We start from the raw sequence: 21,115 nt of genomic DNA, 5'->3' as shown, positions 1-21,115 counted from the left end.
ACGGTGCTTGCGCTGGAGTGCGCCCACGCTGCCGCACAAGTGCAGCATGGAGGCGACGTGACACCCATCGAGTCCCACATTCTTCCGGCCGGAATTCGCTCGCGTTTTGTCGAGGGCATCAACGGTTTGCGTGTCCATGTGCTGGAGGCCGGCTTTGAAACCAAAGGCCGGCCCTGCATCCTGCTGGTGCACGGCTTTCCCGAGCTGGCCTTCAGCTGGCGCAAGGTCATGCCGCAGCTCGCCGCGGCCGGCTATCACGTGATTGCGCCGGACCAACGCGGCTATGGTCGTACCACCGGCTGGAGCGCAGACTATGATGGCGATCTGCGTCCCTTCAATCTGCTCAACCTCGTGCGCGATGCGGTCGGGCTGGTCGCAGCTTTCGGCTATCGCCATGTCGACGCCGTGGTCGGACACGACTACGGCAGCTCGGTTGCGGCCTGGTGCGCGCTGGTGCGACCGGATGTCTTCAGATCCGTTGTGCTGATGAGCGCGCCCTTTGCCTGGCCTCCGCCGCTGCCATTCGGCACCGCCGATCAGCCGGCACCGCCAAAGGCCGAAGATCCCGTGCATCGCGACCTCGCGGCACTGCCGCGGCCGCGTATCCACTATCAGTGGTACTACGCCACACGCGAAGCCAATGCTCACATGCAACACGCACCGCAAGGCGTGCATGATTTCCTGCGCGCCTATTATCATCACAAGAGTGCGGACTGGCCGGGCAACACGCCCACTCCATTGCAGGGCTGGACGGCGAATGAACTTGCGAAACTGCCGACCTATTATGTGATGGACCGCGACCAGACCATGGCCGAGACCGTCGCGGCAGAGATGCCGACGCCTGAACAGATCGCATCATGCAAATGGCTGCCGGACAATGAACTGGCCTTCTATGCCGGTGAATATGCCCGCACCGGCTTCCAGGGCGGATTGCAATGGTACCGCTGTAACACGACAGGCGCGTTCAATGCCGACTACGAGACCTTTGCCGGTCGCACCATCGACGTCCCTTCAGCTTTCATTTCGGGCAAGCAGGACTGGGGCATCTATCAGCGCCCCGGCGCCATCGAGACGATGCAAAACAGCGCCTGCACGAATATGCGCGCAGTACACCTGATCGACGGCGCAGGCCATTGGGTGCAGCAGGAACAGCCGGAAGAGGTCAGCCGACTGTTGCTCGAGTTCCTGAAAGACAACGGTCCACGCTCATAGTCCCTGCGATCAGGTCAAGCCAGCATCAGCCGGCCCGCTTCCGCCATACTGACATCACGCTCACCCAGCAGATGCGTGACGATCTCCTTCTGCGTCTCAGTTTCCACCAGCGCAAACGGATCGGGAGCCATCAGGCGATGATCGATGACGAGGCGTGACAGCAGCAGGCGTCGCGCGTCACCGCGTCGGGCGTGGATGCGATGCGCTTCCCACGTGAGTGCGACAGCACTGGCCACGTGATACAGCGAACTGGTCGCGCGGCGCGCATCGCCCTCATTGTCGGAACGTGCGGCAACCTCGCGCGCGAAGCCGATGGCACGGTCGGCGAGACCGCGCAGCCGATCGCGCCATGCCTGCGGTACGCTCGGAGAATCGTCCAGCCGCGCATGCAAGTCGGCAGCAAGCGCAGCCTCCGCACCATGCCGCCCAACCGCACGTGTCAGCGCATCGAGCGCGACGATATTACCGGTGCCTTCCCAGATCGAGCCGAGATGCGCATCGCGCAGCAGCCGCGCGGTGGCGAATTCCTCGATGTAACCGACACCGCCGCGCATCTCCATCGCGTCGCCGCAGACCTTGCGCGCGTCACGGGTAGCACGGAATTTCAGCGTCGGCGTCAGGATCCGCAGCAGTGCTGCAGCGTCCTGGCTGCCGGCCTCTGCACGGTCCAGCGCATCCGCGGTGAGGAAGCTCATCGACAACGCCTGCTCGGTCGCCAGCATGATCTTCATCAACTGCCGCCGCGCCAGCGGCATGTCGATAATGCGCTGGCCGAACACGACACGTCCACGCGCGACTGCCATCGCATCGTGCCAGGCGCGGCGCATCAGCGAGGTCGACTTCACGCCATTCGACAGGCGCGACGAATTCACCATCTCGGCCATCTGCACGAAGCCGCGATCGAGCTTGCCGACGGCATAAGCGATAGCGCCCTCAAGCTTGATCTCACCTGATGCCATCGACCGCGTGCCGAGCTTGTCCTTCAGGCGCACGATCCGGTAGTGATTGGGCGTGCCGTCATCGAGCGTCCGCGGCATCAGGAACAGGCCGACGCCCTTGGTGCCGCCGACCGCACCTTCCGGCCGCGCCAGCAGCATCACGACCTTCGCATCGGCATTGGAGCAGAACCACTTTTCTCCATACAGCCGCCAGTGATCGCCCTCCTGCACGGCCCGCGTCGTCAGCTTGCCGACGTCGGAGCCGCCTTCCTTCTCGGTCATGAACTGGCCGCCCTGGGTCAGCTTGCTCATGTCGGTCTGCGTCAGCCCGTCGAGATATTTCGCCTTGAGCGCATCGTCGCCGTAATTCGACAGCAGCTTCGCAGCACCGTCGGTGACATTGATCGGGCAGCCCATGCCGAACTCGGCCTGGTTGAACAGGAACGTAAAGGCGTGTTTGGCCGCCACCGGATAGGTCGAGGGCCAGCCCATAATGCCCTTGCGGTGCGACAGCGCGTGAATGCCGAACTCGCCGAAGGCTGCGTTCTCCAGTTCGCGATAGGCCGGGTGATATTCCACCCACTGAACGTCCTGGCCGAACTTGTCGCGCTGATGCAGCACGGGCCCATGCTTGTCGGCCATCCGCCCGGCTTCATCGAGCGGACCACCGACAAGGCCACCCAGCCGATCGAGATGCGGCTCGATATGCTTGAACAGATCCTCCGGCAGATGAATGCGCAGCAGATCGGTCAGCGCCGGATCGGCGCGGTAGAAATTCATGCCGGACGTGTCGGGTGCGATCAGATTGGCGGCGATCTGGGCATGGGCGTTCATGACGGCCTCTTGTGTTTGGCAGTTGCGTTTCCATCTTCATCATGCGCCTACCGCGCCAGCGAATAAAGTGCCCAGCCGGAGATTTGATCCATGGAAATTCCGCATTACGAAACCGCTTTGATCGTCGGTGTCGGTGAGGGCATCAGCGCATCGCTGGCGAGGCTGCTGTCCAAACAGGGCATCCGCGTCGCACTCGCCGCCCGCAATCCCGTCAAGCTGGATGCGCTGTGCCAGGAGACCGGCGCCAAGGCCTTTGCCTGCGACGCGACCCAGGCTGGAGATGTCGCCAAATTGTTTGCAGATGCCGAACGCCAGATCGGCGCACCCGATATCGTCGTTTACAATGCCAGCCAGCGCGCCCGCGGACCTTTCATCGAGCTCGCACCTCCCGATGTTGCACAATCCATCGCAGTTAGCGCCTTCGGCGGATTTCTGGTCGCACAACAGGCATTGCAGCGCATGTTGCCCAACAAGCACGGCGCCATCCTGTTCACCGGTGCCTCCGCGAGTATCAAGGGCTTTGCGCAATCGGCCCCCTTCGCCATGGGCAAGTTCGCTTTGCGCGGCATGGCGCAGTCGTTGGCCCGCGAGTTTGCACCGCAAGGGATCCACATCGCCCACTTTGTCATCGATGGCGGCATTCGCAGTTCGGTGCGGATCGAGCCCGCGGACAGGCCGGATTCGATGCTCGACCCCGATGCCATCGCCATGAATTACTGGAACGTGCTACAGCAGCCGCGCAGTGCCTGGAGTTCGGAGCTCGAAATCCGTCCATGGGTCGAGAAATTCTGACGCGAGAACGGGGCGAGATACATGAGTGAAGCCGCAAAGATCATCGACACCGGCACCAGTGAACTGCTGTGTGAGATCCGCGAGCGCGTTGCCGTCATCACCCTGAACCGGCCGGAAGCGCGCAACTCGCTGTCGGATCATCTCACGCCCGCATTGCGCACGATGATCCGCACCTGCGGCGAAAACCCCGATGTCGGCGCGCTACTGATTACAGGCGCCGGCACGGCCTTCTGCTCCGGCGGGGACGTGAAGGGCATGGGCGCTCATCGCAAGCAGTCCACGCTCGATATGTCCTTCGACGAACGCGTTGCCGACCTGCAGGAGCGCCAGCGCCTGCTGACCGGTGCGCTGGTCGCCGTACGCAAGCCGACCATTGCCGCCCTGCCCGGCCCCGCTGCAGGCGCCGGCCTTGCCATAGCCATGGCCTGCGACATCCGCATCGCGGCGCAATCGGCTTTCGTTTCCACCGGCTATCTGCGCGTCGGCCTCAGCGGCGATTACGGCATCGCCTGGCTGCTGACGCGGCTCGTCGGCACAGCCCGCGCGCGCGAGTTGATGTTCACGGCCGATAAGGTCGAGGCAAGCCGCGCCGAAGCCATCGGTCTGTTCAACCGCGTGGTGCCTGACGACAGGCTGCAGGACGAAGCCTTCGCCATGGCCCGTGGCATGGCCCAGGGACCGACGCTGGCGCTGCGCTACATGAAGGACAATCTCGACGAAGCGCTCGCATTCGATTTCACCACCGCGAGGGATCATGAAGCGGAGAGGCTGATCCGCACGACCATGACGGCAGATCACCGCGAGGCGGTGCAAGCCTTCATCGAGAAGCGCAAGCCAAACTTCTCTGGCAACTAGGGAATAGCCTCTCCCACGTCGTTGCCGGGCTTGACCCGGCAATCCACCTGTCGGAACGATGCGCATGCGGTCAAGATGGATACGCGGGTCAAGCCCGCGTATGACGACTGAGAGCAAAGCGCATGAAACTTCAACCCACCGTCCTGGCAAAATCGACAAACGCCCGCAGTGCCGCCGGCAATTGTCGGCGACTGGGATAATACATGAAGAAGCCGGGATAGGCCGGACACCAGTCGGCGAGGACCCGCACCAGCTTGCGCTTGGCGATCAGCTCCTCGACCTGCCCTTCGAACACGTAAGCCAGTCCGGCTCCGTCCAGCGCGGCGTCCACCATCAGATCCTGATCGTTCAAAGTGAGCACGCCCGCGACATCGATCTCGACCTCGATGCCGCCGCGCTCGAACTCCCAGCGATAGAGCGCGCCGCCCCAGAATCGATAGCGGATACATGGCAGATCTTTCAGCTCGTGCGGCGTCTGCGGCAGCTTGTGCTGCTTGAGGAAGCCGGGCGACGCAACGACGGCCGATCGCTGCCGCGGGCCGATCGGCAGCGCGATCATGTCCGCCGCAACAGTTTCGCCGAAGCGAATGCCCGCATCGAAGCCGGCAGAGACCATGTCGACAAGACCGTCATTCACGGCAATGTCGACATTGATCTCCGGATAGACTTTCAGGAATCGCGTGACGATCGGCAGCAGCACGAGCTGTGCCGATTGCCGGGCGGCGTTGAAGCGCAACGTCCCCGCCGGCTTGCCACGAAAATGATTGAGGTCCTCCAGCGCATCATCGATGTCCTGAAACGCCGGACTGACCCGCGCGAACAGCCGCTCGCCCGCCTCCGTCAGCGCGACGCTGCGGGTGGTGCGGTTGACCAGCCGAACATCAAGACGCTCCTCGATGCCGCGCAAGGCATGGCTCAATGCTGAAGCAGATACGCCCAGCTCAACGGCGGCATTGCGAAAGCTGCGATGCCGGGCAATCGCCAAAAAGGTGGCGAGGTCGGCCGGGCCGATCAAGCTCATTATTGAATCCAGCTCATGAACACATGGAACGAATAGAGGATTATTTCAGTTCTGGCGAGCCGCTAGTTTCCTCCCATCAGCCCGGCACTGACGCGGGGCCATTACGAAAGGGAGACCATCATGCGTGTCTGGTTCATCACAGGAGCATCCCGCGGTTTCGGCGCCCTCATTGCGGCGGAGGCCTTGGCCCAGGGCGATGCCGTCGTTGCAACGGCCCGCGATCCCAATGCTGTCACCGCACGTCTCGGCACCCATGAGCGCCTGCTGGCGACGCGGCTCGATGTCACCAGCGAGACCGAGGCCCATGAGGCCGCAGGTCAGGCCGTGAAGAAATTCGGCCGCATCGATGTGCTGGTCAACAATGCCGGCTATGGCCTGCTCGGCGCGATCGAGGAAGCCAGTGCCAAGGAAGTCGAACGTCTCTATGCCACCAACGTGTTCGGCCTGCTCGGCGTCACCCGTGCCGTGCTGCCGCATATGCGCCGGCAGGGCTCGGGTCACATCATGAACATTTCATCCGTCGGCGGATATGCAGGCTTTCCGGGCTGGGGCGTCTATGGCTCGACCAAGTTCGCGGTCGAAGGCATCAGTGAAGCGCTGGCCGCCGAAGTCGCGCCGCTCGGCATCCATGTGACCGTGGTCGAGCCCGGCTTCTTCCGCACCGACTTTCTGGACGATAACTCGCTGGTGCGTACTGCGCTGGAGATCGGCGACTATCACGCCACCGTCGGCAAGACTCGCGGCCATGCCGCCGACGCCAATCATGCGCAGCCCGGCGATCCCAGCAAGCTGGCAAAGGCCTTCATGCAGCTTGCGGCTGCCAAGACCCCTCCGCTCCGATTGCCGCTCGGCAGCGACACGGTTGCGCGGATCGAGAGCAAGCATGCTTTTGTCGAAAAGGAACTGGCTGCGTGGCGCGACGTGGCCACATCGACAGACTTCGCGAAAGGGACGGCATAGGCGCCATCTTCAAGACACGCAGATGCGACGAAGCAATCCTGAGCTAGAGAGGGATTGAATTGCTTCGTCGCATCATACCTTGCCTGAACGTGGCGAGCGTTGCCGCGCTTAGGCAAGTATCGGCTGCAGGGATTGCGCTGCGAGGCGCCAGACCGCACATGGGTTTGCGGTTGGCGCCGCATCGATCTGCTTTACGAAGCGCACCTGCTTCCAATCGCCCGGCGTCGGCGCGAATGTGAAGCCGGCCTTACGGGCCAGTGCGAGCATTGCCTCGTTTGAGCGCAATGTATCTCCGAAGAGCTGGTCGGCTCCGAGCGCAGCAGCACGGCATTCCAAATTGGACATGAGTGCCGCGCCGATGCCCTGCCCTTGCATGGAATCGGCTACGGACAGGCCCAATTCGAAACGGGACGTCGCTTCATCGAACGCGTAGCGGGCCTCGCCGACAATGGTCTCCGAGCCATCGCGCGAGATCGTCGCGACGACCGAGAAACTGTCGGCCTCGCCGACATGGATGAACTTATCGAGCTGCCCCGCCGGCAATTCGCTGGCGGCGCCCATCAGGCGATTGTAGCGCGACCGCACCGACAGGCCGCGGAAATAGGCCTGCAACGCGTCCGCATCGTGAAGCTCGACAAACCGAACCGTCACCGCGGCGCCACTGCGTGACATCACCACATCGGAATACTGACCGAGGTCATCGAGGTCGAGATGTTGCATGACAGTTGCTCCCGGACGATCGGACCGTCTTTACGCGCGCCAGAACGGCTTGCTGGCCTCGGCCATTACGTCGCCCACCGAAAGGCCGGCGTCGTGGATGTCACGCTCGCTCCAATGGGCCAGTTCGCGGCGTTGATGGGCACGCTCCCGCCAGACGTGGAACGTCTCAGCGATCGTCGCCACACTGAGTGGAGCATGATGATTTGTCATCGATTCGTGGGTGCAAGTAGACATTTTGCTCTCCTGAAGCTAAATTTACTTAGGAAATATCGGCTTCATTCTCACATTGCACAAACGACATTGTGCACCGCGTCACATGATACAAACTCATGTGTGGCAAGAGCAGTGGATCGCCAGGGAGAGAGCGCGGATGAGCACCCGGTTGCCGTCACTCAACGGACTGCGCGCCTTCGAAGCCGCCGCACGCCATCTGAGCTTCACCAATGCGGCGAGCGAGTTGAACGTCACGCAGACGGCGATCAGCCATCAGATCAAGCGGCTGGAGGACGAACTCGGTCTCAAACTGTTCGTTCGGCAGAACCGCGCGCTCGCACTCACCCCGCAAGGACACGACTACCTGCCGGGCGTTCGCGCCGCCTTCAACGACCTGCGTCTTGCCACAGACCGGCTCAAGCGCCGCGACAATGATCACGTGCTGACCGTGAGCACGCTGGCATCGATGGCGTCGAAATGGCTGCTGCCGCGCATCTCAGCGTTCCAGAAAGCCCATCCCGATATCGATGTGCGCATCACGACGTCGACAAGCATGGTCGATTTCAAGAGCGGCGATGTCGATGCTGCGATCCGCTACGGCCGCGGCCAGTGGCCGGGCTTGCGTGCCGACTGGCTGACGGCGGACGATCTGTTTCCGGTCTGCAGCCCGGCGCTTCGCTCCGGAAAGAAGGCGCTGCTGAAGCCGCAGGATCTCGCGGACTATACGCTGCTGCATTCAAGCGGCGGCTATGACGATGACTGGCGGCTCTGGCTCACCGCGGCCGGATTGCCCGCCGATATTTCGAAACAGCCGGGCCTGACCTTCGACATGATCTTCATGACCCTCCAGGCTGCGATCGACGGCCTCGGCGTCGCCATCGGTCGCACCACCTATGTGGAGGGCGACCTCGCCAAGGGCCGGCTGGTGGTGCCCTTCGACATGCGCATGCCCGCCGACGCTGGCTTCTATCTGGTGTCCCCCGAAGCCTCTTCCGACTCGCGGAAGCTGAAGGCCTTTCGCGACTGGCTGCTCTCCCAGGTCCCGCCGGAACGTGACCGTTCTGGCCGCTGATCGGCATTGTCGACATCACGTGTTCGCGAGCAGATCGCCATCCGAAACATGCTAGAAGTCTGGCCTGTTTCGGAATGGAGCTTGCGATGAATCGGACGATACTGGCTGCGGTTTTCACCCTTCTGGCGCTGGCGCCTGCGCTCGCACAGCAGGCGTCCACACCGCCGGCAGCACCGCCGCCGCCCGACTTCTCAAAGGTCGAGATCAAGACCACCGACCTTGGTGACGGCGTTTACATGCTCGAAGGCCAGGGTGGCAACATGACGCTGGCCACGGCCAAGTCGGGCGCGATCCTCGTCGACAGCCAATTCGCGCCGCTGCACGACAAGATCAAGGCGGCCATCGCCGCGGTGACACCGCAGCCGGTCAAGTATCTCGTCAACACGCATTTCCACGGTGACCACACCGGCGGCAACGAGGCCTTTGCCAATGAAGGCGCGACCATCGTCGCCAACGTCAAGGTCAGAACCCGCCTGAAAAAAGGCACCACGAACTTCCTGACCGGTGCACAGAATCCGCCTGCGCCGAAGGCGGCGCTCCCGACCAACACCTACACGCATCAGCTCAAGCTCAGCCTGCGCGGCCGCATCGCTGAACTGCGCCATCCCGACAACGCGCATACCGATGGCGACACCTATGTCTACTTCAAGAGCGCCAATGTCATTGCGACCGGTGATACATTCACCAACGGCCGCTATCCCAGTATCGACGTCCTCAACGGCGGCAATATCAAGGGCATAATCGCGGCGACCGACGCCTATCTGAAGCTGGCGAATGACAACACCAAGATCGTTCCCGGCCACGGTCCGCTCGCCAACAAGGCTGCGCTGGTCGACTATCGCACCATGCTGGTGACGGCGCGCGATCGCATGGCCAAGCTGATCAAGGAGGGCAAGACCGAGGACGAGGTTCTGGCGGCCAAGCCATTTGCCGATCTCGACGCCAAATGGGCGCCGAACGAGACCGCCAGCAAGAATTTCATTCGCGCTGTCTATGGATCACTGGCGAAGAAGCCGTGGATCAGGCCCTGGTCAAAACCTTGGGGGAAGAAGTCATGAGAGATCTCATTCCCCTCGCCGAGAAGATCGCCATTGAGCTGATCGCGCGCAAACAGACCATCGGCATAGCTGAATCCTCGACCGGCGGTTTGATTTCCGCTGCACTGCTCGCAGTGCCCGGTGCCTCCGCCTATTTCATCGGCGGCGGCGTGATCTATACGCGGGATGCGCGGCGCGTGTTGATGGATATTTCCGATGACGCGTTTCGGATACCGGGCATGCGCTCATCTTCAGAGCCCTATGCGCAGATGCTGGCAGAGCAGATCCGGACCCGCCTCGGCTGCGACTGGGGCCTGTCGGAAACCGGAGCCACCGGCCCCTCCGGCAATCGCTATGGCGACGACGCTGGCCATAGCTGCATGGCCGTCGCCGGCCCGCGAAACGAGGTCATGACACTGGAGACCGGCAGCAACGACCGCTCCGGCAACATGCACAGTTTCGCGCAGACGGCGCTGACGTTCCTGCTGAAGAATTTGGCGGGTTAGGACAGCGTCAGGCCGGCACTGCCGCTGCCGCCTGCTCCGCGAGAATACACCGCACCACACGATTGTCGGCGAGTTCGACATTCGGCGGCGGCGCCTCGACGCAGCGCGGCTGGGCGAATTTGCAGCGCGGCGCGAAGGAGCAATTCACCGGCGGCTTGTCGAGCGACGGCGGCGTACCGGGAATGGTCTCAAGCCGTGCCCCGCGCTTGGCGCCGTGCACGGTGGAGGCCAGCAGCCCCTGCGGATAGGGATGCACGGCCGAGCGTACGATCTGGCTCAGCGTGCCCTGTTCGACGATCTGGCCCGCATACATCACCGCGACCCGGTCGCAGATCTCGATGGCCACGCCGATATCGTGCGTCACGAAGATGATCGACATGCCGAATTCGCGCTGCAGCTCGCGCAGCAGCAGCAGGATCTGAATCTGCACGGTGGCATCGAGCGCAGTGGTCGGCTCGTCCGCGAGCAGAATCTTGGGCTTGCAGGCCAGCGCCAGCGCGATCATTGCGCGCTGCCGCATGCCACCGGACATCTCGTGCGGATAGGCATCGAGGCGACGCTTGGCGGAGGGGATACGCACGACTTCGAGCATTTCGAGCGCGCGCTTCACGCCCTCGGCCTGGCTCTTGCCCTCGTGCCGCATCACGCTTTCGGCGATCTGCTGGCCGATCGTATAGACCGGGTCCAGCGCCAGCGCCGGCTCCTGGAAGATCATCGACACCGTCTGGCCACGAAACGCCGAAAGCTCGTCGTCATCGAGCGCCAGCACGTCCTTGCCGAGCACATTGACCGTGCCAGTGATCTGCGTGCGCTTCTTCGGCAGTAGCCGCATCAGCGCGCGCAAGGTGACGCTCTTGCCCGACCCGGACTCACCGAGCAGCCCGAGCACCTCGCCTTCGCCGAGCGTGAGGTTGAGATCGTTCACCGCATAGACGGTGCGTTCGCCGCCGAACCGGACGTTGAGATTGCGAACCTCGACGAGATTACTCATGCCAACTCCGGGCACTGTTTGTGGAAGTCCGTGGCGCGCTGGAAGGCCGCACCGATGGTCAGCAACGTCGCTTCATCGAACGGGCGACCGATCAGCTGCATGCCCACCGGAAGTTTCGACTTGGTGAAACCCGCCGGGATCGAGAGACCGGGCAGACCGAGATAGTTGATCGGGCGCGTGAAGCGCGTCAGGCGCTGGATCATCGCTTCGGCGCCAGAGCTGTTGCCGACATCGGTCTCCGCAATGGTCGGAGCCGCGCCGGGCGAGACGGGTGCCAGCACGGCGTCAGTACCGGTGACTGCAGCGAGATAGGCTGCAAGTGCCGGACCGCGCCAGCGCAGCGCCTCGATGTAGGAGACGCCGGTGATCGCCAGACCGTTCTGTAACCGCATCAGCACCTGCGCGCCGTAATCCTGCGGCCGCTCGATCATCCAGCGCTTATGCATCGCCGCGGCTTCCGTCGCGAGCACGAACTGGCAGGCCGCCGTGAGCTGACCCTGATTGGGCAGATCAACCTCGACGATCTTGACGCCTTCATCCTTCAGCGTCGCGATGGTGTTCTGCAAGATCGCAGCCGTGTCGGCGTCGAGGTCGTCGACATAGAATGCCTTGGGAATGCCGACCGTCATGCCTTTGGCGGACGCACACGTCGCCGCCATGTAGTCCGGCACAGGGCGCGTGCTGGTGGTTGGATCGAGCGGATCGGCACCAGCCATCAGGCCGGTCAGCAGCGCGCAATCCTCGACGGTCCGCGCCAGCGGGCCGACCGTATCGAGCGATTGCGACAGCGGCATCGCACCGGCGCGGCTGACCAGACCGACGGTCGTCTTCAAACCGGAGACGCCGCAGAAATGCGCCGGCAGGCGGATCGATCCGCCGGTGTCCGAGCCCAGCGCTGCAAAAGTCAAACGCGCCGCCACGGCGGAGCCCGAGCCCGACGATGACCCGCCGGTGACGTGATCGACATGCCAGGGATTATGCACGGCGCCGTAATGCACGTTGTGACCGAGCGGGCCATAGGCGAACTCAACCATCTGCAGCGAACCTAGCCGCACCGTGCCGGCATCCTTCAGGCGCTGCAGCGAGGTCGCCGTGGTGGTCGCAACCCAGTCGCGGCGAATATGCGAGCCGCAGGTCACGACGTGCCCTTCGTCGTAATACATGTCCTTGTGCGCCAGCGGCACGCCGTGCAGCACGCCGCGGCTTTGCCCCCTGGCGAGCGCGGCATCGGCTGCATCAGCCGCCGTCAGTGCTGCATCGGCCTCGATCGACATGTAGGCGTTGAGGCTCGGCTGCGATTTCACGGCGCGATCGAGGCACGACTGCGTGGCCTCCCGCGAGGAGATTTTCTTGGTCGCGATGGCGTCGGCGACTTCCGTCAGCGACAGCAATGCGGGTTCGGTGACACTCATTTGGCAGCCTTCGTATTCTGAACGGCGAGGAAGGTCGCGGGCTCGAGATCGAACGGCAGGGTCCCGGCCACGGCCGCGAATCCTTCGAAGGCCGGGCCGATCGAATTGGCGATGCGCTCCGCAACCTCGTCGGATGCGGGAAGGCCGCTGACTTCGGTCAGCGCCTTGATCTGCTTGGCAGTCGGTTTGGTCATGTCAGTGCGCTCCTGCAGCAGGTGCTTTGCTGTGGCCGGAACCCGGGATCGCCATGTAACAGGCGGCCTGATGGCCGGTCACAGTGATTTCAGTCAGCTTCGGCGTCGCCTCGCCGCACATCGCTTCGGCAAAGGGGCAGCGTGTGTGGAAGCGACAGCCGGACGGTGGATCGATCGGGTTCGGCGGGTCGCCGGTGATCGGCGGCGTTTCCGTGCGCTTGTCGGGATCGGACGACGGCATCGCGGCCAGGAGCGCGCGCGTGTAGGGGTGCGCCGGCTTGTCCCAGACCTCATCCACCGGGCCGAGTTCGACAACCTCGCCGAGATACATCACCAGCACGCGGTCGGAGATGTAACGCACCACGTTGAGATCGTGGCTGATGAACAGATAGGTCAGGCCGAATTCGCGCTTGAGATCGACCAGCAGGTTGAGCACCTGTGCCTCGACCGATTTATCGAGCGCCGAGACCGCTTCATCGAGAATGACGAGACGCGGCGACAGCGCCAGCGCACGCGCGATGTTGACGCGCTGCCGCTGGCCGCCCGAGATTTCATGCGGATAGCGATTGGCGAAGGTCTCCGGCCGCAGGCCGACCTTCCCGAGCAGCTCCCGCGCCAGCAGTCGCGCGGCTTTGTCGGCCATGCCGTGCACCTTCGGTCCGAAGGCGATCGATTCTTCGATGGTCAGACGCGGGTTGAGCGAGGCATAGCTGTCCTGGAACACCATCTGCATGCCGCGGCGCAGCTCGCGTAACGAGAGCTCGCGCCCGACAGTGCGGCCGTCATAGATGATATCGCCGGAATTGCGCGGCATCAGATGCATCAGCAACCGCGCCGTCGTCGATTTGCCGCAGCCGGACTCGCCGACGATACCAACGGTTTCACCCTTGGCGATGGCGAACGACACATCGTCCACCGCGCGCACGGTCTTGCTCGGCGCGAACAATCCGCCGCGCACGGGGAAGTGCTTGGTCAGACTGACCACCTGTAACAGCGGCTGTGCAACACCGCCGATATCCTCCAGCGGCTCCAACTTGTCGATTTCTTCTACAATATCACTCATGCCATCAGTTCCGGATGTCCATGGCACTGCGCATGCCGTCGCTCAGCAGGTTGAAACAGATCGACACGGCGAAGATCATCGCGCCGGGGAGTGCTGCTACCCATGGATTGACGTAGATCGCGGTGCGCAGCGTGTTCAGCATCAGACCCCATTCCGGCTCCGGCGGCTTGGTGCCGAGGCCGAGGAACGACAGGCCGGCAGCGAGGATCATCGACACCGAGATCAGGCCGGTGGCGTAGACAAAGATCGAGCCCAGCACGTTACCGAGCATGTGCACCCGCATGATGGTGAAGGCATTCGCGCCGGAGGCACGCGCGGCTTCCACATAATCCATGTTGCGCACGCCGGTGGTGACGCTTTCAGCGACACGCGTGATCTGCGGCACGAAGACGATGGTCAGCGACACGATCGAATTGACGATGCCGGCACCCAGCGCGCCGGAAATCGCAATGGCCAGCAGTACCGACGGGAACGCGTAGAACACGTCGACGGTACGCATGATTGCGGTATTGAGCTTCCCGCCGACATAGCCGGCCACAACGCCAAGCCCCGTCCCGATGAAGAAGGCAAGGATCACCGGCAGGATGCCGATCAGCAGCGACAGTCGCCCGCCATAGATCAGGCGCGCCAGCATGTCGCGGCCGAGTTCGTCGGTGCCGAGCGGATAGTTGGGTGTGCCGATGAAACGCAGACGGCGAATCATCGAGCCCTGATAGGGATCTGCGAGATGCAGATAGGGCGCAAAGATCGCCGCCAGGAAGATCAGCAGCAGAATGAACGCGCAGGCCATGCTGACCTTGTCGCGCACGATGCGGCGGCCCACCGTGGCCCAATAGCCGCGAGCCTTGGTGGCAGGCGCCGCCTGCAATGCAGTGTCCGTCATCGCGGTCATGAGAGGATATCCAGCATGGTCAGCTCCGCTTGATGCGCGGATCGATCGACGCCTGCGCGATATCGACCAGAAGATTGAGGAACACGAAGAACAGCGCCAGCACCAGGATCGTGCCCTGCAGCAGCGGCAGGTCGCGCTGGAAGATCGCGGAGTTTAAAAGAAGCCCCGAACCGGGCCACGAGAACACGGTCTCGATCAGGATCGAACCGCCGAGCATATAGCCGAGCTGCAGGCCCATCACGGCCAGCGCCGTGGGCGCAGCGTTCTTGATAACGTGACGAAACACCTTGGTTTCCTGCAGGCCCTTGGCACGCAATGCTTCGACGAAATCCTGCGACAGGATGTCGCCGGTCAGCGCACGCACCGTGCGGGTCACGATGCCCATCGGAATGACCGAGGTCGTGATCGCCGGCAGCACGAGATATTTGATGTGCTCCCAGTCCCAGGCCCATGAACCCGAACCGCCCGGACCTGCGCCGACCGCAGGCAGCCAGTTGAGCTGCACCGAGAAGATGATGACCAGCACCATACCGAGCCAATAATGCGGCACGGAGACGCCGGCGATGGCGATCGAGGTCGCGACCTTGTCGATCCAGGTATCGCGGAAATAGCCGGCGATCAGCCCGAAAAACAAACCGAGCGTGAAACCGATGGCGGCGGCCGCGATGGCCAGCGTCACGGTATTGCCAACGGCTTTCATCACCTCCGCCAGAACAGGACGTCCGGTGGCGATGGAGCTGCCGAGATCGCCGTGTAGCGCGCGCCACAGCCAGAGGCCGAACTGAACAGGTAGCGGGCGATCGAAGCCATAAGCGACGCGCAGTTGCTGCGCCAGCTCCTGCGATGCGTCAGCGGGAAGAATGGCAACGAGAGGATCGCCGGGCGTAATGTGCACCAGCAGGAAACACACCAGCGCCACGCTGAGGACGATAGGAATCACATAGACGACGCGTCGCGCGATGTAGACGAACACTGATCACCTTCGATTCAGTAACTCTGCCTCCTCGTTCGTCATGCCCGGGCTTGACCCGGGCATCCACGTCTTTGCAGCGAAGAAGGCGTGGATGGCCGGGTCAAGCCCGGCCATGACGTGGAGAGGTTCGTGCGAATATCGACTGCACAATGTGCGGCCGATATTCACTTGTTGCTTACGGCGTGATCGACACCGGCGAGAAGTCGACGAACCAGCTCTTCGGCTGTACGAAGCCCTTGATCTTCGGGCTTAGCGCACGCGGACCGACGTCATGGGCCACGTAGAGGAAGGCTGCGTCATCGACCGAAGCCGCGTGAAGCTCGGCCAGAGCCGCATCACGTGCCGTGGCATCGAAGGTGGTGCGTGCCTTGGTCACGAGTTCATCGAACTTCGGATTGTTGATGAAGCCCCAATTGTTCGAGACCGGCGGCGCCATCGACGACTGCAGGAAGCGAACCAGTGCGAAGAACGGATCCATCGCCGCATAGGTGACGTTGGTGGCGTTGGAGCCGTTCGCCGAGGGATCCTTGACGCCGCGGCGCCAGTTGGTGAACAGCGTGTTCCATTCGATGACGTCGAGCTTGACGTCGAAGTAGCACTCCGCCAGCGCCTGCTGCAGATATTCGTTCATCGGCAGCGGCAGCATCTGGCCGGAGCCGGACGCCGAGGTCTGCGTCTTCACTTCGAGCTTCTTGGTGGGACCGTAACCGGCTTCCTTCATCAACGCTTGTGCTGCCTTCAGATCATACTTGATCTCGAAACTCGGCTTGCCGCGCCATGGATGACCGGGCTCGAATGTGCCGGTCGCCGGCACCATCAGCCCGGCAAGCAGACCGTCCTTCAGGCCTTCGCGATCGATGCAGAGATTGGCGGCCTTGCGGACGCGGATGTCGTTCCACGGCGAGCCTTCGGCACGGGAGAACTGCCACGGCCAGACATGCGGCTGCTCGTTCTTCTCGATCTTGAAGCCGCGTGCGGTGATTTCCTTGACCGCGTCAGGCGCCGGCGCCTCGACCCAGTCGACCTGACCGGACAGCAGCGCAGCGGTGCGTGCGTTGGCTTCCGGCATCGGCAGCAGCACCATCTTGTCGGTCTTCGGAACGCGGTCCTTGTTCCAGTAGGCGTCGTTCTTCACCAGTTCGAGACGCTCGCGCGGCGTGAACTTCGACATCTTCCACGGGCCGGTGCCGGAGGCTTCGCGCGCGAAGGCCGCCCATGCGGCCTGCGACTTGGCCTTGGCATCGGCGCCTTCGGCCTTGTCGAACAGCGCCTGCCACTTGGTGGGGCTCGCCATAAAGAGGTTGGTGAGATTGATAGGCAGGAAGGAGTCCGGCTCCTTGGTGGTCAGTTCGACGGTCATGTCGTCTATCTTCTTGGCCGACACCAGGGTCGGCATGCGCGAGGCGGTTACACCGACCTGACTGGCGTCGAACTGGACTGCATCTTGTTTGAGCACCTTGTCCACATTCCAGACCACGGCGTCCGCATTGAAGGCCGAACCGTCGTGGAAAGTGACGCCGGGACGCAGTTTGAAGGTCCATTTCTTCTTGTCGGCGTCGTCCACTGCCCACTCGGTGGCGAGCGCCGGGATAACAACACTCGCTTTGGTCGCGGACGACAAATCCCAGCCGGTCAGGCCGTCATACATCGTATTGCCGGTGAAACGATTGCCTTCGAAGCCCTGATCGGGCTGGCCAAGCGTGCGCGGAATATCGGCAGCGGTCATGCCGATGCGCAGCACCGTCTCGGCGCGCGCCACCTGTGGCAAGGTCAGGGCCGTGGCAAGCGTCAGCAAGGTGATTGCGGTCGCGAGACGGCTCTTTGTCGGCTTTTCGATACGCATCGTAATCAGTCCCTCTTGGCTTTGGATGACACGTTGGCTTTCGCCAGTGTTGGCTTGTTCTAAACTGGCTAATTCTTATGCAACGCTTGTGCCAAGGCCTGCAACCTTGCACCGCAATGACTCAAACTGCGGCACTGCAGCACACCAGCACACACCAACCGTTCGATATGCCCAATCTGGCATCAGGATTGCAGGTATCTGGCGGACAATATCCCACCATACGGAGTCTGGTTTATGCGCGTTCGAAGCTCGTTATTTGTTGCGGCCATCGCCGCCGCCATAGGTGCAGCCGCGCCGGCGCAAGCCGAAACGGTGGTGCGCTATGGCATCTCGATGGCGGACGTGCCGCTGACCACAGGCCAGCCCGATCGCGGCGCCGGAGGCTACCAGTTCACCGGCTATACGATCTACGATCCGCTTGTCGCGTGGGAGATGGACGTTGCAGATCGTCCGGGCAAACTCATTCCCGGCCTCGCGACCGAATGGAAGGTCGACGACACCGACAAGACCAAGTGGCGCTTCACCTTGCGCAAGGGTGTCAAGTTTCACGACGGCAGCGACTTCAACGCCGATGCGGTGATCTGGAATCTCGACAAGGTGCTGAACGAGAAGGCGCCGCAATTCGACAAGCGCCAGAGCGCGCAGGTAAAGACCCGCCTGCCCTCGGTCGCCAGCTACGCCAAGATCGATGACGGCACCGTCGAGATCACCACCAAGAACGTCGACTCCTTCTTCCCCTATCAGATGCTCTGGTTCCTGGTCTCCAGCCCGGCGCAGTACGAGAAGGTCGGCAAGGACTGGGACAAGTTCGCATCGCAGCCCTCGGGCACCGGTCCGTTCAAGCTGACCAAGCTCGTGCCGCGTGAACTCGCCGAACTCAGCAAAAACTCCGACTATTGGGACAAGAAGCGTATCCCGAAAGCTGACAAGCTCGTGCTCGTCCCGATGCCGGAAGCGCTCACCCGCACCAATGCCCTGCTCGCCGGTCAGGTCGATCTGATCGAGACCCCTGCTCCCGACGCTGTGCCGCAGCTCAAGGGCGCCGGCATGAAGATCGTCGACAACGTCACGCCGCATGTCTGGAATTATCACCTCAGCGTGCTGCCGGGTTCGCCCTGGACCGACGTCCGCCTGCGCAAGGCGCTGAACCTCGCCATCGATCGCGATGCCGTCGTCGCGCTGATGAACGGTCTCGCCAAGCCCGCCATCGGCCAGGTCGATCCGTCGAGCCCGTGGTTCGGCAAGCCGACCTTCAAGATCAAATATGATCTGGCCGAAGCCAAGAAGCTGGTGAAGGAAGCCGGCTACGGCCCGGAGAAGCCGCTGAAGGCGACCTTCATCATCGCCAATGGCGGCACCGGCCAAATGCTGTCATTGCCGATCAACGAATTCCTGCAGCAGAGCTTCAAGGAAATCGGCGTCGAGGTCGAATTCAAGGTCGTCGAACTCGAAGTGCTCTACACCGCGTGGCGCAAGGGCGCGGCTGACGAGAGCATGAAGGGCATCACGTCCAACAACATCGCCTACGTCACCTCGGATCCCTTGTACGCCATCGTCCGCTTTTTTCACTCCGGCCAGATCGCACCGGTCGGCGTGAACTGGGGCGGCTACAAGAACCCGAAGGTCGATGCGCTGATCGACGAAGCCAAGAACACCTTCGATCCGAAGAAGCAGGACGAGTTGCTGGCCGAAGCCCATGCGCAGATCGTCGACGACGCCGTGCTGGTCTGGGTCGTTCACGACACCAACCCGCATGCGCTGTCGCCGAAGGTGAAGAAGTTCGTGCAGGCCCAGCACTGGTTCCAGGACCTGACCACGATTGGTCTGGACTGAGCCTCTCTGGTCCACTGCGAAATCAGGAAGCGCCGCCGAGCAATCGGCGGCGCTTTTTCTTGCCGTGCATGTGGTCGCGGAACGCGGATATCTACCGCAGCCTGACGATTACGCCTTCATTGCCTGATAACTCCAGTGCGCCCGAAACATTCTCACCATGGCGATCGAGGCCTGTCGCCAGCAGGATTTCACCGCCCCCCACATGCAATGATGCGGGCTCACCGCTGAGATTGAGGGCGATCAGAACCGTCTGCGCGTCATAGACGCGCCGATAGGCCAGCACATCGCCCTCAGCGTCCACAGGCTCATAGCCGCCGAACACCAGTTCAGGCATGTGCTTGCGCAAGTCGATCAGCTTCACATAGAGGCTGAGAATCGAATGGGGATCGGCCGCGAGAGCAGCCGCATTCTGATGGTGGTAGTCCGTGTCCAGCGGCAGCCAGGGCTCGCCGGTCGTAAAACCCGCGTGCTCGGTGGCACCCCATTGCATCGGCGTGCGGCATCCGTCGCGGCCGAGACCGATCCCAGGCACGTTCTTTTCGAACGGATCCTGAACCTGATCCGGTGCAATAGGCACCTGCTTCATACCGATCTCGTCGCCATAATATAGCGTCGGCGTCCCGCGCAGCGTCAGCAACAACATCGCGGCGACGCGCGCCTGAGCCATGCCAACCCGGCTGGCGACGCGCGGCCGGTCGTGATTGCCGAGCACCCAGTTAGGCCAGGCGCCGAGCGGCAGCGCGGCTTCGTAGCGCGCGATCAATTCGCCGATGGCGAAAGCATTCCACGGCGCGGAGAGCAGTGCGAAGTTGAACGGCAGATGAGCGCCTGACAGGTCACTGCCGTAATAGGCGACCAGCCGATCGAAGGGGAGATAAATCTCGCCTATCAGCACGCGATCGTCGAATTCATCGACGACGCGGCGCATTTCGACGACCACGTCCAGCGTCTCCGGCCGATCGGTCGAATAGAGCGGCAGGAAAGCCTCGTGTGGCGGGCGCCCGGCCGTGAAACTCGGATTTGTCGGGTTGTCGCGAAACTCCTCGTCCTTGATGAGATGCCAGATCACGTCGACGCGGAAGCCGTCGACGCCGCGTCGCATCCAGAACCGCATCACCTCATAGATGGCGTTGCGAACAGCAGGATTGCGCCAATTCAGGTCCGGCTGTTTGTCGAGAAAGGCGTGATAGTAATATTGCCCTGTGGCCTCGTCATACTGCCAGGAGCTGCCGCCGAATTCGGACATCCAGTTGGTCGGCGCGCTGCCGTCCGGCTTCGGATCGTGCCAGATATACCAATCGCGTTTGGGATTATCGCGTGACGACCGGCTTTCGACAAACCACGGATGCTGATCCGAGGTGTGGTTCGGCACCAGATCGAGAATAATCTTCAGACCATGACCGTGAGCCGCAGCCACCAGCGCGTCGAAATCGGCCGATGTACCGAAGATCGGATCGATGCCGATATAGTCTGATATGTCATAGCCGAAGTCTGCCATCGGAGATGGGAAGATCGGTGACAGCCAGATCGCGTCGATGCCGAGCTGCCGCAGATAAGGAAGCCGGCCGACGATGCCCGCGAGATCGCCGATACCGTCTCCATTGGAGTCCTGAAACGATCGCGGATAGATCTGATAGATGGTGCCGGCCTGCCACCAGACTGTCGCTGCAGTTGCCATGGTCCTGTCACTCAATGTTCTGAGGCTTCCATCACGCACGAAAAAACGGCCCTTCCGAGGAAGGGCCGCCTCTCGT

20 protein-coding genes are annotated in these 21,115 nt (G+C 62.5%); 8 read left to right on the top strand and 12 right to left on the bottom strand.

Annotation, left to right across the window (positions count from 1 at the left end):
* Nucleotides 1–57: 57 nt before the first annotated feature.
* Nucleotides 58–1,212, top strand: coding sequence for an alpha/beta hydrolase (locus LPB73_RS01530; protein ID WP_231079369.1), 1,155 nt, complete (start codon nt 58–60; stop codon nt 1,210–1,212).
* Between the two features lie 14 nt (nt 1,213–1,226).
* On the opposite strand, the gene LPB73_RS01525 is transcribed toward LPB73_RS01530, so the two are convergent.
* Nucleotides 1,227–2,984, bottom strand: a complete 1,758-nt coding sequence (locus tag LPB73_RS01525) for an acyl-CoA dehydrogenase family protein (RefSeq protein ID WP_231079368.1) — start codon at nt 2,982–2,984, stop codon at nt 1,227–1,229.
* A gap of 90 nt (nt 2,985–3,074) precedes the next feature.
* Between LPB73_RS01525 and LPB73_RS01520 the strand changes: the two genes are divergently transcribed.
* The gene (locus tag LPB73_RS01520) at nt 3,075–3,776 is read left to right on the top strand and encodes an SDR family NAD(P)-dependent oxidoreductase (protein ID WP_231079367.1); all 702 of its coding nucleotides are present in this window, start codon (nt 3,075–3,077) and stop codon (nt 3,774–3,776) included.
* 21 nt (nt 3,777–3,797) lie between these two features.
* Nucleotides 3,798–4,631, top strand: coding sequence for an enoyl-CoA hydratase (locus LPB73_RS01515; protein WP_231079366.1), 834 nt, complete (start codon nt 3,798–3,800; stop codon nt 4,629–4,631).
* 130 nt (nt 4,632–4,761) lie between these two features.
* Here the strand turns inward: LPB73_RS01515 and LPB73_RS01510 are convergent, their stop codons facing one another.
* The gene (locus tag LPB73_RS01510; protein ID WP_231079365.1) at nt 4,762–5,652 is read right to left on the bottom strand and encodes a LysR family transcriptional regulator; all 891 of its coding nucleotides are present in this window, start codon (nt 5,650–5,652) and stop codon (nt 4,762–4,764) included.
* A 120-nt stretch (nt 5,653–5,772) separates the two neighbouring features.
* On the opposite strand from LPB73_RS01510, the gene LPB73_RS01505 reads away from it, so the two are divergent.
* Nucleotides 5,773–6,612, top strand: coding sequence for an oxidoreductase (locus tag LPB73_RS01505; protein ID WP_231079364.1), 840 nt, complete (start codon nt 5,773–5,775; stop codon nt 6,610–6,612).
* Nucleotides 6,613–6,720: 108 nt separating this feature from the next.
* Here the strand turns inward: LPB73_RS01505 and LPB73_RS01500 are convergent, their stop codons facing one another.
* On the bottom strand, nt 6,721–7,332 hold the full coding sequence (locus LPB73_RS01500) for a GNAT family N-acetyltransferase (RefSeq protein WP_231079363.1): 612 nt from the start codon (nt 7,330–7,332) through the stop codon (nt 6,721–6,723).
* Nucleotides 7,333–7,362: 30 nt separating this feature from the next.
* The gene (locus LPB73_RS01495) at nt 7,363–7,566 is read right to left on the bottom strand and encodes a DUF1127 domain-containing protein (RefSeq protein WP_089265979.1); all 204 of its coding nucleotides are present in this window, start codon (nt 7,564–7,566) and stop codon (nt 7,363–7,365) included.
* A gap of 136 nt (nt 7,567–7,702) precedes the next feature.
* Between LPB73_RS01495 and LPB73_RS01490 the strand changes: the two genes are divergently transcribed.
* From LPB73_RS01490 to LPB73_RS01480, 3 genes are all read left to right on the top strand, one after another.
* Nucleotides 7,703–8,617, top strand: coding sequence for a transcriptional regulator GcvA (locus tag LPB73_RS01490; RefSeq protein WP_120287054.1), 915 nt, complete (start codon nt 7,703–7,705; stop codon nt 8,615–8,617).
* Nucleotides 8,618–8,703: 86 nt separating this feature from the next.
* Nucleotides 8,704–9,675 (top strand): MBL fold metallo-hydrolase, encoded by a 972-nt coding sequence (locus LPB73_RS01485; protein ID WP_231079362.1) that lies wholly within the window; start codon nt 8,704–8,706, stop codon nt 9,673–9,675.
* Nucleotides 9,672–10,160 carry a CinA family protein gene (locus tag LPB73_RS01480; RefSeq protein WP_231079361.1) on the top strand — a complete coding sequence of 163 codons (489 nt, stop codon included), beginning with the start codon at nt 9,672–9,674 and terminating at the stop codon, nt 10,158–10,160. The genes LPB73_RS01485 and LPB73_RS01480 overlap by 4 nt, the downstream gene beginning before the upstream one ends.
* A 7-nt stretch (nt 10,161–10,167) precedes the next feature.
* Here the strand turns inward: LPB73_RS01480 and LPB73_RS01475 are convergent, their stop codons facing one another.
* The 7 genes from LPB73_RS01475 to LPB73_RS01445 form a co-directional block, all read right to left on the bottom strand.
* Nucleotides 10,168–11,151: an ABC transporter ATP-binding protein gene (locus LPB73_RS01475; protein WP_093757055.1), complete on the bottom strand. Its 984-nt coding sequence runs from the start codon at nt 11,149–11,151 to the stop codon at nt 10,168–10,170.
* Entirely contained in the window at nt 11,148–12,563 is a 1,416-nt protein-coding gene (locus tag LPB73_RS01470) for an amidase (protein ID WP_231079360.1), read from the bottom strand. Before LPB73_RS01470 ends, LPB73_RS01475 begins: the two co-directional genes overlap by 4 nt.
* Nucleotides 12,560–12,757 carry a hypothetical protein gene (locus tag LPB73_RS01465; RefSeq protein ID WP_120287058.1) on the bottom strand — a complete coding sequence of 66 codons (198 nt, stop codon included), beginning with the start codon at nt 12,755–12,757 and terminating at the stop codon, nt 12,560–12,562. Before LPB73_RS01465 ends, LPB73_RS01470 begins: the two co-directional genes overlap by 4 nt.
* Nucleotide 12,758: 1 nt before the next feature.
* Nucleotides 12,759–13,820, bottom strand: a complete 1,062-nt coding sequence (locus tag LPB73_RS01460; RefSeq protein ID WP_231079359.1) for an ABC transporter ATP-binding protein — start codon at nt 13,818–13,820, stop codon at nt 12,759–12,761.
* Between the two features lie 4 nt (nt 13,821–13,824).
* Complete coding sequence (locus LPB73_RS01455) at nt 13,825–14,703, bottom strand: ABC transporter permease (RefSeq protein WP_170849596.1); 879 nt, start codon at nt 14,701–14,703, stop codon at nt 13,825–13,827.
* A 28-nt stretch (nt 14,704–14,731) separates the two neighbouring features.
* On the bottom strand, nt 14,732–15,685 hold the full coding sequence (locus LPB73_RS01450; RefSeq protein ID WP_089265970.1) for an ABC transporter permease: 954 nt from the start codon (nt 15,683–15,685) through the stop codon (nt 14,732–14,734).
* A 175-nt stretch (nt 15,686–15,860) separates the two neighbouring features.
* Nucleotides 15,861–17,528 (bottom strand): ABC transporter substrate-binding protein, encoded by a 1,668-nt coding sequence (locus LPB73_RS01445; RefSeq protein WP_231079358.1) that lies wholly within the window; start codon nt 17,526–17,528, stop codon nt 15,861–15,863.
* A gap of 234 nt (nt 17,529–17,762) precedes the next feature.
* Between LPB73_RS01445 and LPB73_RS01440 the strand changes: the two genes are divergently transcribed.
* Nucleotides 17,763–19,361 (top strand): ABC transporter substrate-binding protein, encoded by a 1,599-nt coding sequence (locus tag LPB73_RS01440; RefSeq protein WP_231079357.1) that lies wholly within the window; start codon nt 17,763–17,765, stop codon nt 19,359–19,361.
* Nucleotides 19,362–19,452: 91 nt separating this feature from the next.
* Here LPB73_RS01440 and LPB73_RS01435 read toward each other — a convergent pair whose 3' ends face one another.
* On the bottom strand, nt 19,453–21,039 hold the full coding sequence (locus LPB73_RS01435) for an alpha-amylase family glycosyl hydrolase (RefSeq protein WP_231079356.1): 1,587 nt from the start codon (nt 21,037–21,039) through the stop codon (nt 19,453–19,455).
* Nucleotides 21,040–21,115 lie beyond the last annotated feature (76 nt).

It is taken from the genome of Tardiphaga sp. 37S4 (genome assembly GCF_021044645.1).
GTDB lineage: Bacteria > Pseudomonadota > Alphaproteobacteria > Rhizobiales > Xanthobacteraceae > Tardiphaga > Tardiphaga robiniae.
Note: the sequence above shows the minus strand (reverse complement) of the source record. Positions and strands in the feature narration are given on the sequence as shown.

What these genes read in the sequence shown, in the direction of transcription:
- LPB73_RS01525 (WP_231079368.1), bottom strand. Translation starts at nt 2,984, where the DNA reads ATGAACGCCCATGCCCAGATCGCCGCCAATCTGATCGCACCCGACACG.
- LPB73_RS01520 (WP_231079367.1), top strand. Translation starts at nt 3,075, where the DNA reads ATGGAAATTCCGCATTACGAAACCGCTTTGATCGTCGGTGTCGGTGAG.
- LPB73_RS01515 (WP_231079366.1), top strand. Translation starts at nt 3,798, where the DNA reads ATGAGTGAAGCCGCAAAGATCATCGACACCGGCACCAGTGAACTGCTG.
- LPB73_RS01510 (WP_231079365.1), bottom strand. Translation starts at nt 5,652, where the DNA reads ATGAGCTTGATCGGCCCGGCCGACCTCGCCACCTTTTTGGCGATTGCC.
- LPB73_RS01505 (WP_231079364.1), top strand. Translation starts at nt 5,773, where the DNA reads ATGCGTGTCTGGTTCATCACAGGAGCATCCCGCGGTTTCGGCGCCCTC.
- LPB73_RS01500 (WP_231079363.1), bottom strand. Translation starts at nt 7,332, where the DNA reads ATGCAACATCTCGACCTCGATGACCTCGGTCAGTATTCCGATGTGGTG.
- LPB73_RS01495 (WP_089265979.1), bottom strand. Translation starts at nt 7,566, where the DNA reads ATGTCTACTTGCACCCACGAATCGATGACAAATCATCATGCTCCACTC.
- LPB73_RS01490 (WP_120287054.1), top strand. Translation starts at nt 7,703, where the DNA reads ATGAGCACCCGGTTGCCGTCACTCAACGGACTGCGCGCCTTCGAAGCC.
- LPB73_RS01485 (WP_231079362.1), top strand. Translation starts at nt 8,704, where the DNA reads ATGAATCGGACGATACTGGCTGCGGTTTTCACCCTTCTGGCGCTGGCG.
- LPB73_RS01480 (WP_231079361.1), top strand. Translation starts at nt 9,672, where the DNA reads ATGAGAGATCTCATTCCCCTCGCCGAGAAGATCGCCATTGAGCTGATC.
- LPB73_RS01475 (WP_093757055.1), bottom strand. Translation starts at nt 11,151, where the DNA reads ATGAGTAATCTCGTCGAGGTTCGCAATCTCAACGTCCGGTTCGGCGGC.
- LPB73_RS01470 (WP_231079360.1), bottom strand. Translation starts at nt 12,563, where the DNA reads ATGAGTGTCACCGAACCCGCATTGCTGTCGCTGACGGAAGTCGCCGAC.
- LPB73_RS01465 (WP_120287058.1), bottom strand. Translation starts at nt 12,757, where the DNA reads ATGACCAAACCGACTGCCAAGCAGATCAAGGCGCTGACCGAAGTCAGC.
- LPB73_RS01460 (WP_231079359.1), bottom strand. Translation starts at nt 13,820, where the DNA reads ATGAGTGATATTGTAGAAGAAATCGACAAGTTGGAGCCGCTGGAGGAT.
- LPB73_RS01455 (WP_170849596.1), bottom strand. Translation starts at nt 14,703, where the DNA reads ATGACGGACACTGCATTGCAGGCGGCGCCTGCCACCAAGGCTCGCGGC.
- LPB73_RS01445 (WP_231079358.1), bottom strand. Translation starts at nt 17,528, where the DNA reads ATGCGTATCGAAAAGCCGACAAAGAGCCGTCTCGCGACCGCAATCACC.
- LPB73_RS01440 (WP_231079357.1), top strand. Translation starts at nt 17,763, where the DNA reads ATGCGCGTTCGAAGCTCGTTATTTGTTGCGGCCATCGCCGCCGCCATA.
- LPB73_RS01435 (WP_231079356.1), bottom strand. Translation starts at nt 21,039, where the DNA reads ATGGCAACTGCAGCGACAGTCTGGTGGCAGGCCGGCACCATCTATCAG.